The 9,887-nt window shown below is 73.0% G+C and carries 8 protein-coding genes and 4 pseudogenes; 8 read left to right on the top strand and 4 right to left on the bottom strand.

Translation table 11 applies throughout. The features are described from left to right. Positions 1-587: pseudogene (locus JNW89_RS17830) on the bottom strand (MFS transporter); the annotation flags it as partial. A gap of 227 nt (positions 588-814) precedes the next feature. Here JNW89_RS17830 and JNW89_RS17825 point away from each other — a divergent pair. The 4 genes from JNW89_RS17825 to JNW89_RS17810 all read left to right on the top strand — a co-directional run bounded on the left by JNW89_RS17825 (position 815) and on the right by JNW89_RS17810 (position 2,589). Then, the gene (locus JNW89_RS17825; protein ID WP_238449776.1) at positions 815-1,417 is read left to right on the top strand and encodes a Scr1 family TA system antitoxin-like transcriptional regulator; all 603 of its coding nucleotides are present in this window, start codon (positions 815-817) and stop codon (positions 1,415-1,417) included. Further along, entirely contained in the window at positions 1,396-1,791 is a 396-nt protein-coding gene (locus tag JNW89_RS17820) for a Scr1 family TA system antitoxin-like transcriptional regulator (RefSeq protein WP_375155113.1), read from the top strand. Before JNW89_RS17825 ends, JNW89_RS17820 begins: the two co-directional genes overlap by 22 nt. A 72-nt stretch (positions 1,792-1,863) precedes the next feature. Further along, the gene (locus tag JNW89_RS17815) at positions 1,864-2,097 is read left to right on the top strand and encodes a DUF397 domain-containing protein (RefSeq protein WP_154942146.1); all 234 of its coding nucleotides are present in this window, start codon (positions 1,864-1,866) and stop codon (positions 2,095-2,097) included. A 216-nt stretch (positions 2,098-2,313) separates the two neighbouring features. Then, complete coding sequence (locus tag JNW89_RS17810; protein ID WP_238449775.1) at positions 2,314-2,589, top strand: hypothetical protein; 276 nt, start codon at positions 2,314-2,316, stop codon at positions 2,587-2,589. 155 nt (positions 2,590-2,744) lie between these two features. Here JNW89_RS17810 and nudC read toward each other — a convergent pair. The 3 genes and pseudogenes from nudC to JNW89_RS17795 form a co-directional block, all read right to left on the bottom strand. Then, positions 2,745-3,691, bottom strand: a pseudogene (gene nudC / locus JNW89_RS17805) (NAD(+) diphosphatase). Continuing rightward, on the bottom strand, positions 3,688-5,028 hold the full coding sequence (locus JNW89_RS17800; protein WP_238449774.1) for a pitrilysin family protein: 1,341 nt from the start codon (positions 5,026-5,028) through the stop codon (positions 3,688-3,690). The pseudogene nudC and the gene JNW89_RS17800 overlap by 4 nt, the downstream one beginning before the upstream one ends. Before the next feature lie 55 nt (positions 5,029-5,083). Next, complete coding sequence (locus JNW89_RS17795) at positions 5,084-6,394, bottom strand: pitrilysin family protein (RefSeq protein WP_238449773.1); 1,311 nt, start codon at positions 6,392-6,394, stop codon at positions 5,084-5,086. A 269-nt stretch (positions 6,395-6,663) separates the two neighbouring features. Between JNW89_RS17795 and JNW89_RS38850 the strand changes: the two are divergent. The 4 genes and pseudogenes from JNW89_RS38850 to JNW89_RS17775 all read left to right on the top strand — a co-directional run bounded on the left by JNW89_RS38850 (position 6,664) and on the right by JNW89_RS17775 (position 9,815). After that, positions 6,664-7,718 (top strand): annotated as a pseudogene (locus JNW89_RS38850) (ABC transporter substrate-binding protein). After that, positions 7,715-8,493, top strand: a pseudogene (locus JNW89_RS37330) (ABC transporter ATP-binding protein). Before JNW89_RS38850 ends, JNW89_RS37330 begins: the two co-directional pseudogenes overlap by 4 nt. Continuing rightward, the gene (locus JNW89_RS37325) at positions 8,483-9,367 is read left to right on the top strand and encodes an ABC transporter permease (protein ID WP_305070518.1); all 885 of its coding nucleotides are present in this window, start codon (positions 8,483-8,485) and stop codon (positions 9,365-9,367) included. Before JNW89_RS37330 ends, JNW89_RS37325 begins: the two are co-directional and overlap by 11 nt. A 1-nt stretch (position 9,368) precedes the next feature. After that, entirely contained in the window at positions 9,369-9,815 is a 447-nt protein-coding gene (locus JNW89_RS17775; RefSeq protein ID WP_238449769.1) for an Rrf2 family transcriptional regulator, read from the top strand. Positions 9,816-9,887 lie beyond the last annotated feature (72 nt).

Genomic DNA, 9,887 nt, shown 5'->3' with positions numbered 1-9,887 from the left:
GGGTGGCCGCCGCCGGTTCGGTCTCGGCCACCCGGAGCAGCCCGACCACGGCGGCGGCGGTGACGAACCCGACCATCGCCAGGGTCGGTGAGCAGCCAGCCACCGACGGCGGCGTAGAGGGCCGCCCCGGCCAGCGGGCCGCCGAGCCGCAGCCCCTGCCGCACGGTCTGCAGCGCCCCGTTCGCGTCGGCGAGCAGCTCGCTCGGCACCAACTGCCGGATCAGGCCGCTGAGCGTCGCGCTGAGCGTGAGATACGACAAGCCGTACAGCGCGGCCACCACGTAGATGATCCAGACATCGGCGCGGTCCCGGACCGCGAAGAGCGGCGTGAGCAGCATGGCGGTGCCCAGGTTGGCGGCGACGAAGAACGGCCGCCGGCGGTAGCGGTCGACCACCCAGCCGACCAGCGGCGCCAGCGTCATCGGGGCGATGATCGCGAAGATGGTGGCGCCGGCGAGCCCGTCGGAGGAGGTCAGATCCTTGACCCAGATGGCGAGCGCGAGCAGCAGGATCGACTCGGCGGCCATGCTGGCCAGCAGCGCGCCGAAGAGCAGTCGGAAGTCGGGGCGGCGCAGGACGGTGCGCATGAGGGTTCCCTCCGCGGGGATGGCGCCGGTCGGCGCGTCAGGGGGAGGTGCGGCCGGCCCGGTCATCGTCGCCCGGACGGCCGACACCTTCCACAGTCCTCTTTTTGTCTCGTGACACGCCCTCGCCGGACCCTCCGGCACCGGTCGCGCCGTCCATACTGACCGTGGGGGGCGAATTTCATACAGTTACCGTCGCGTCCGCGGCGGTCGAGGCGAAAGAGGACACCGTGCCTCCTGCCGTACCCAGCCCGATCCTGCGACGACGCAGGCTCGGCACCGAACTGCGCCGCCTGCGCGAGGCGGCGGGACTCACCGGCGACCAGGTCATCGAGCGGATCGGCTGGGCGTCGGCGTCCAAGCTGTCCCGGCTGGAGAACGGGCGCAGCCGCCCGGACCCGGACGACGTACGCCTCCTGCTGGACCTCTACGGCGCCGAGCCGGAGCTGCGCGACGACCTGATCGGGATCACCCACGAGGCCGGCGACATGCGCGGTTGGCGCAAGTCGTACCCGGTGATGACGCAGCAGCAGCTCGGCTGGGCGGAGATCGAGGCTGGCTGCGCGGAGATCCGCGAGTACAACCCGGTGCTGGTGCCGGGGCTGCTCCAGACCCCCGGCTACGCCCGGCTGCGAATCGTCTCCGCCGACCAGGCGCCAGCGCGACCGGCGACCCCGAGGCCGGCGAGGACCCGGAGACTGAGGTACGCGCCCGGCTCGCCCGCCAGTCGCTGCTGGACCGGGTCGACGGCCCGCGCTACACGGCGGTGCTGGAGGAGGCCGCGCTGGGCCGCCGGGCCGGGCCGCCGGAGGTGCTGCACGAGCAGCTGGTGAAGCTCTGTGAGCTGGCCATCCTTCCCAACGTCACGCTGCACCTGCTGCAACGCGACACGGTGATCGGCGATTTCTACCTGCCACCGACCGCCTTCTCGCTCTACCGGTTCGCCGATCCTCAGGATCCGGAGACCCTGGCGATCGAAGGCGGCTTCATCGACGTCATGTCACACGAGGCAAACCCGGTAAATCGCTATAAAGTGGCCTTCGAGTGGCTGTGCTCGGCGGCGCTCTCCGCATCGGACACCCTCTCCTGGCTCTTCGAGGCGACGGGGCGGCTGACCGACTCGGCAGCCCCGTCCACGTCGGCCCACGGGTCGGCAGCGGCGCCGGTCCAGCGCCGGCGACACTCCGGGCGCCTGACGGATCGGTGATCCACACCGGACTCCGTCGGGGCCGGGCGGGTCACTCGTCCCCATCGGAGTTCCAGGAGCAGGAGCAGAACCATGAACGACATCCGCAACACCGTCTCCGCCCGGCAGCTCGCCGACGCCCCGTGGCGCAAGAGCACCCGCAGCCAGACCTCGAACTGCGTGGAGGTGGCGCCGCTGGGAGCCGGCCCGGCCGTGGTCGCGCTGCGCGACAGCAAGGACCCGAGCGGGCCCGTACTGCTGTTCAACCGGGCCGGCTGGCTCGGCTTCGTCGGCGGCGCGAAGAACGGGCAGTTCGATCTGAACTGATCCGGTGACGCAGCGAGGGGCCGTCGGCGCACCGCCGGCGGCCCCTCGTCGTCTCCGCCGACGCGAACGTCCTGACCAGGCATCAGATGATCGGACGAGACCGGACGGATAGCCGCGTTTCACTTGCTGGGACGGCGCGCGGGCGTAACATGACGAAAGAGTGACGTGGAACTTCCACAGCGTGCTCGCCCCGTCGCGGTCCATCCGGAGACAGCCATGCGTTTCCTGATCGTTCGTACCGACATCCGCACCGCCGCCGACAACGACATCGCCGCCGCCTGGGCCGGTGGTGGCCTGCTGCGGGACGAGACGACCGCGCCCGAACCGCGCCGCCAGATCGTGCACGCCGAGGACCGCGACGCCGCGCTGCTGCTCGCCCGCGCGCTGTCCACCGTCGGCGCCGTCCGGTCCGGCCGGCAACGGGTCAAGGTGCTCCCACTCGACGAGCCCGGCGTCGTCTACCAGGAGTGGTGGGAGGCCAGCGGCACCTGAGAACCACCGACGTCCGCCGTGGTCGGACCGGCTCCCCCGCCGTGTTCCTCGCCTCATCCGCCACGACGGTCCGTGTTCCCGGCCCGGGATCGTCGCGGCAACGACGGTCCCGGGCCGGGACCGCGTCCAGGCCCGGTGCCCGGGCCGTCAGCCGGTCAGCAGTGCCCGTCCAGCCAGCGGTGGATGAGGAAGAGGGCGATCGAGGAGGGCGGCGGCAGGATCACCCGGTCCCCGTCGCCGGCATCCACCGTCCGGCCGGCCAGCACCGCACCGACCTCCCGGCGGGTGAACCAGCGGGCGTACGCGATCTCGGTCGGTCGACCCGGACCGGCACCTTCGGGTCCGCCTCGGCCAGGAAGCCGAGCATCAGCGAACCGGGGAACGGCCAGGCCTGGCTGCCCGCGTACTCGATCCGCTCGACCGCGACCCCGACCTCCTCGTGCACCTCGCGCAGCACGGCCGCCTCGGCCGACTCCCCCGGCTCGACGTAGCCGGCCAGGCAGGAGAAGCGGCGCTCCCCCGCCGTGCGTGGCCAGGTCGCGTTGTTGCCGAGCAGGCAGCGCCCGTCCGGGCCGTCCACCCCGTCGTGCACCAGCACGATCATCGCCGGGTCGGTCCGCGGCCAGGCCCGGTGGCCCTGCGCGTCCACCCGGGACCAGCCGCCCTCGTCGATCTCCGTCCGGTGCCCCGTCCGCGGCGACCAGCCGTGCCCGAGGTGCCAGTTGACCAGCGCCAACGCGGTGGTGAAGATGCCCGCGTCCCGGTCGCTGAGCAGGTGCCCGATGTCCCGCAGGTGCACCGCCCGGGTGCCGGGCAGGTCGGGCAGCGGCGCGTCCACCGCGAAGACCGGCGCCCCGTCCGGCTCCAGGCCGAGGAAGAGCGGCGCGGCGTCGGCGATCCCGTCCAGCTCGGCCGGCTCGCGCAGCACCAGCGCCGGCGGGTTGGCATCGGTACGGACCAGCGCCATCCCCTCCCGCGACGAGTCGAGCACCAGCACCCGGGACCGCTGCCAGGCCTGCGCCAGCCAGTCCCGGTCGGTACGCCGGTGCGCCGCCCGGTCCAGGGTGGTGCGGGCCAGCGGCGGGGCGGGCTCGCCGCTCACGCCGACTCCCGGCGTACCGGGGTGAGCGCGGCCAACTGTCCCTCGATCCGGTCGGCGTCGCCCAGCACCACGGTGACCGCCTTCGCCGGGGCGAGGTAGCGGGCCGCGACCTCCGCGACGTCCTCGGGGGTCGCCTTGGCCAGCCGGGCGGCGTGCTCGGCCAGGAAGTCCAGCCGCAGCCCGTTGCCGGCGTACGCGCTGGTCAGCGAGGCGAGACCGGCCTGCGTGGACATGCCGAGCTGGAGGGTGCCGAGGGCGTACTGGCGGGCCTGCTCCAGCTCGTCCGGCTTCGGCGGCAGCGAGGCGAGCCGGCCCAGCTCGTACGTCGTCTCCAGCAGCGCCGGGCCGGTCACCTCGGTGGCCACCTCGGCGGCGGCGACCAGCACCGAGCCGGCGACCGAGTGCTCGACCGACGAGTGCGGCCCGTACGTGTAGCCCTTGTCCTCGCGGATGTTCTCCACCCAGCGGGAGGAGAAGTAGCCGCCGAAGACCAGGTTGGCCAGTTGCAGCGCGGCGTGGTCCGGGTGGGTGCGCGGCACCGCCGGCAGCGCGATGCGCAGCGAGGACTGCACCGAGCCGGGGCGGTCGACCAGCAGCAGCGGACCGGGCTCCAGCGGCGGGGTCGGCGGCAGGTCGACGCCCCGGGTGTCGCCGCGCCAGCCGCTCAGCGCCTGCTCGGCGGCGTCCAGCGCCCGCTCTGGCCGCACGTCGCCGACCAGCACCAGCACCGCCTCGGCCGGGTGCACCCGCTCGGCGTGCAGCTTGCGCAGCGCCGGTGGCTTCACCGCGCGGACCTGCTCGGGCTCCGGGGTCTGCACCGCGTACGGGTGGTTGCCGTAGATCCGCTTGAGCAGGGCCGTCCGGGCCAGGTGCGCCGGCTGGCTCTGCGCCACCTGGATCCGGTCGATCAGCCGGTCCCGCTCGGTGCCGACCCAGTCGGCCGGGTACGTCGCGTCGGTCAGCACGTCGGCCGCCAGCTCCAGCATCCGGTCCAGGCCGGTGACCAGGGCGGCCCCGGAGAGCATGAGCCGGTCCGGGTCGATGCCGGCCGACAGCCCGCCGCCGACCTTCTGCAACTCGGCGGCGATCTGGGTGGCGGTGTGGGTCTGCGTGCCGGAGAGGATGGTCTGCGAGAGCACCGCGCCGCGGGCCAGGTGGGTACGGCCGAACGGCATCCACAGCCGCAGCTCGACCAGGGGCACGGCGGGGCGGCGTACCGCGATCACGGTGAGCCCGTTGGCGAGCCGCCGCTCGCCCTGCTTCGGCACCTTGAGCTTGCGGGTGGGGCCGAGCGGCGGCAGCGCGCGCGGCGTGGCGGGGGCGGTCGTCGCGCTCATCGGGCCTCCTTCGTTCGCGACTGCGGGGCTCGCAACACCGGCTCACTCCTCGCACTCACCGGGCACCTCCGGGAATGACCTCGACGGCCGCGCGGCGCTCCGGCCGCAGGGTGGCGGCGGCGGCCCGGACCTGCTCCTCGGTGACCTCGCCGACCAGCCGGGGCAGCTCGTTGAGCAGGCCCGGCTCGCCGCGCTGCTGTTCCAGCACGGCCATCCGCAGCGCCCGGCCCAGCACCGCGTCGGTGTCCCGCAGCAGGTGGGTGGCCATCCTGGCCTGGGTACGCGCCAGCTCGCCCTCGGTCAGCCCGTCGGTGGCCAGTCGATCCAGTTCCTCGTCGATGGTGCGCAGCACCTTGTCCACGTCCCCGCCGGGTGGCAGGTGCGCCTGGAGCAGCAGCGCGGTGGGGTCGCGGACGTCGAACGGGTCGCCCATGAAGCCGAGGTAGCCGCCGAGGCCGGTGACCGTCCGGTCCCGCTGGACCAGCCGCTCGACCAGCCGGGAGGCGTCGCCGTCGGTGAGCACCTCGGCCAGCACCACGTAGGGCAGGTAGCCGGCGAAGTCGTCGATCGGGTCGGGCACCCGCCAGGCCCCGGCGACCGCCGGCAGCGGCGCCAGCGTGTCGGTGTACGTGCTGCGCCGCTCGACGGTCAGGTCCGGCTCGGTGAAGTCGGGCCGCCGCGGCGCGGGTCGGGCCGGCACGTCGGAGAAGTGCCGCTCGATCAGGGCCGTCGCCTCGGCGACGTCGATGTCCCCGCTGACCGCCAGCACCGCGTTGCCGCTGGCGTAGTAGCGGCGGAAGAAGTCGGCGGCGTCGGCGACGGTGGCCGACTCCAGGTCGACGAAGGAGCCGTAGCCGTCGTGCGCGTTGGGGAAGGTGTCGAACATGACCGGCGGCAGGGTCAGCCACGGGAAGCCGCCGTACGGCCGGTTCAGCACGTTGACCCGGATCTCCTCCTTGACCACGTCGACCTGGTTGCGCAGGTTCTCCTCGGTCAGCCGGGGGCCGCGCATCCGGTCGGCCTCCAGGAACAGCGCCCGTTCCAGGGCGTTGCTCGGCAGCGTCTCGAAGTAGTCGGTGTAGTCCAGGTGGGTGGAGCCGTTGAAGGTGCCGCCGGCGCCCTGTACGTGCCGGAAGTGGGCCAGCTTCTCCAGGTTCTCCGAGCCCTGGAACATCAGGTGCTCGAAGAGGTGGGCGAAGCCGGTACGCCCCTCGGGCTCGGACCGGATGCCGACGTCGTAGACGACCGCGACCCCGATGACCGGGGCGCTGCGATCGGGGGTGAGGACCACCCGCAGGCCGTTGTCGAGGGTGTACCGCTCGACCGGATATTTCGTCGCGGGGATTCTGATTCTGCGCGTCGGCACGAGATCGACCCTAGCGCGTCGGCACCCACGGCACCGGCGACCTTCGCGCAGCGGCCGGCACCGGCGGGTGCTCCGGCGCGGAGGGTGGTGCGCCGTCGGACGGCGGAACCGCGGTCGGCCGACCGACGCCGACAACCGCAGCGAACAGGTGGGAATTACCGAGATTTCCCGGGCGGGCCGTCCCGGATCGTGGATCGGTCTTGACGCCGGCCGACCGCTGCCCCACTCTTCCTACCAATCAAGTAGGAATACTGCGGATTGGATGGACGATGAGACGGCTCCCCTTCCGTCGGTTGGTCTCCCTCGCCACCCTCGCCGTCATCGGCGTGGCGACGGCGGGGACCACGGCGGCGTGCGGCGACGACAGCGAGGCCGGCGGCGCCGCCCGGTCACCCTGCGGCTGGGCTACTTCCCCAACATCACCCACGCCCCGGCCGTGGTCGGCGTGGAGAAGGGCATCTTCACCCAGAAGCTCGGCACCGACGTCAGGCTGGAGACCAAGACCTTCAACGCCGGCCCCGCCGCCATCGAGGCGTCTTCTCCGGCGCGCTCGACGCGACGTACATCGGTCCGAACCCGACCGTGAACGCTTCTCCAAGTCCAAGGGCGAGGCGGTCCGGGTGATCTCCGGCGCGCCTCCGGCGGCGTGGCCCTGGTGGTCAAGCCGGAGATCACCTCGGTCGAGCAGCTCCGCGGCAAGAAGATCGCCACTCCCCAGCTCGGCAACACCCAGGACGTGGCGCTGCGCTACTGGCTCAAGGAGAAGGGCCTGAAGACCACCAAGGAGGGCGGCGGCGACGTCACGGTGGTGCCCCAGGAGAACGCGCAGACGGTGGAGACCTTCGGCAGCGGCGCGATCGACGGCGCGTGGGTGCCCGAGCCGTTCGTCTCCCGGCTGGTCAACGCGGGCGGCAAGGTGCTCGTCGACGAGCGCGACCTCTGGCCGGACAAGAAGTTCGTCATCACCAACCTGATCGTCAGCACCAGGTTCCTCAAGGCCCACCCCGACGTGGTGAGGAAGCTGGTCGAGGGGCAGGTCGCCGCGAACGAGTTCGTCAACACCAAGCCGGACGAGTCCCAGCAGGCCATCTCCGACCACATCGGCAAGATCACCGGCAAGCCGCTGGACGTCAAGCTGATCAAGCAGGCCTGGCCCACGCTGGAGTTCACCAACGACCCCATCGCCGCCTCGCTGAAGACCGGGCTCGACCACGCGGTCGCGGTGGAACTCACCCAGCCGGTCAGCCTCGACGGCCTGTACGACCTGACGTACCTCAACGAGGTGCTCAAGACGCAGGGCAAGACCGAGGTCGCCCAGCCATGACGTCGACCACGACGGCGCCGGGGAGCGCGACCACCGCGGTCGCGCTCTCCGGCGTGACCAAGGTGTACGGGCGCGGGACGAACGCCGTCCTCGCCCTCGACGGGGTGAGCCTCGACGTCGCGCCCGGCGAGTTCGTCTGCCTGGTCGGCGCCTCCGGCTGCGGCAAGAGCACGCTGCTCAACCTGGTGGCCGGCCTGGACCGGACCAGCGGTGGGCGGATCGCGCTGGCCGGCGACGCGAGCCCGGGGCTGATGTTCCAGGAGCCGGCGCTCTTTCCGTGGCTGACCGTCGAGGCCAACGTGGAGGTGCCGCTGAAGCTGCGTGGGCTGCCCCGGGCCGAGCGGCGCGAGCGGGTGGCGGAGCTGCTGCGCACCGTCCACCTGGCCGAGTTCGGCCGCAAGCGCCCGCACGAGCTCTCCGGCGGGATGCGCCAGCGGGTCGCGCTGGCCCGCACCCTGGCCCTGGACACCCCGGTCCTGCTGATGGACGAGCCGTTCGGCGCGCTGGACGCGATGACCCGGGACATCCTGCACGACGAGCTGGAACGGATCTGGTCCGAGCGGAAGCTGTCGGTGCTCTTCGTGACCCACAACGTCCGCGAGCGGCCCGGCTCGCCGACCGGATCATCCTGCTCAGCAGCCGACCCGGCCGGATCATCTGGTCGACCGAGGTGGACGTGCCCCGACCCCGGCGCATCGACTCCCCGGAGGTCGCCGCGATCGCCGCCGAGGTCACCGACCGACTTCGTACCGAGGTGGGCCGTCATGGCCGGTGACACCCGCACCGGGGCGCCGCGTACCGACGCGGAGATCTCCGGGCTGGACGCGCTGGAGATCGCCGGTCGGGAGAAGGAGGTCTCGCGGGGCGCCCGGCTCTGGGCGGCCACCTGGCCGAAGCTCGCCGCGCTGGCCCTGGCCATCGGCATCTGGCAGGTGGTGGTCTGGAGCGGCTGGAAGCCGCCGTGGTCGCTGCCGGGGCCGGTGGTCGTGGGCGAGGAGCTGATCCGGCAGGCGAGCGGCGCCCAGCTGTGGGAGGGCATCGCGATCACGCTGCGCCGGGCCGCCGTCGGGTACGTCTTCTCGGTCGCGGTGGGCCTGCTGGTCGGCCTCGCGGTGGCCCGGTCCCGGGTGCTCCGGGCGGCCATCGGCTCGATGATCACCGCCCTGCAGACCATGCCCTCCATCGCCTGGTTCCCGCTGGCGATCCTGCTGTTCGAGCTGAGCGAGAAGGCGATCTTCTTCGTGGTGGTGCTCGGGGCCGCGCCGTCCATCGCCAACGGGGTGATCAGCGGCGTCGACTACGTGCCGCCGCTGCTGCTGCGCGCCGGCCGCAACCTCGGCGCCCGGGGACTCAACCTCTACCGGTACGTCATCGCACCGGCCGCGCTGCCGGCGATCGTGGCCGGCCTGAAGCAGGGCTGGGCCTTCTCCTGGCGCAGCCTGATGGCCGGTGAGCTGCTGGTGGTCGGCATCTCGCAGACCTCGCTCGGCGCGCAGCTCACCTACGCCCGGGAGCTGGCGGACTCGCCCTGGCTGCTCGCCACGATGATCGTGATCCTGGTCGTCGGCCTGCTCGTCGACGCGGCCTTCGGCGCGGCGGACAAGGCGATCCGGCGCCGCTGGGGCGTGCTGGACCAGGCCGGTCAGTGACGTGTACGTCTCCGCGCGCAGCGACTACGCGCTCCGGGCGATGCTCGCCGTCGCCGCCTCGACCGGCGGCGCCGGCGGGCCGGCGGTTGGCGGCGAGTTGGTGAAGGCGGCGGCCCTGGCGGAGAGTCAGGGCATCCCGCTCAGCTTCCTCCAGGGCATCCTGCTGGACCTGCGCCGGGCCGGGCTGCTGCACAGCCAACGCGGCACCGAGGGCGGGTACGCGCTGACCCGGCCCGCCGGGGAGATCAGCGTCGGGGACGTGCTGCGCGCCGTCGGCGGCTCGCTGGCGACCGTGCGGGGCCTGCCGGCGGAGGACGCCGGCTACCACGGGGTGGCGACGGGGCTGCGCGACGTCTGGCTCGCGGTGCACGGCGCGATCGCCGTGGTGGTCGACCGGACCACGCTGGCCGACCTGCTGGTCCGTCGGGAGCCTTCCGCCATCGGGTGACGGCCGGTCGGTCCTCCCCCCGGAGCCCGACCGGCCGCCCCCGCGTGCCGGCCCCTCGCCGGCCGCGGTCCC

The sequence above is a fragment of the Micromonospora sp. 4G55 genome (assembly GCF_016803375.1).
The sequence above is the reverse complement of the archived record's forward strand: the minus strand, read 5'-3'. Positions and strand labels throughout refer to the sequence as shown.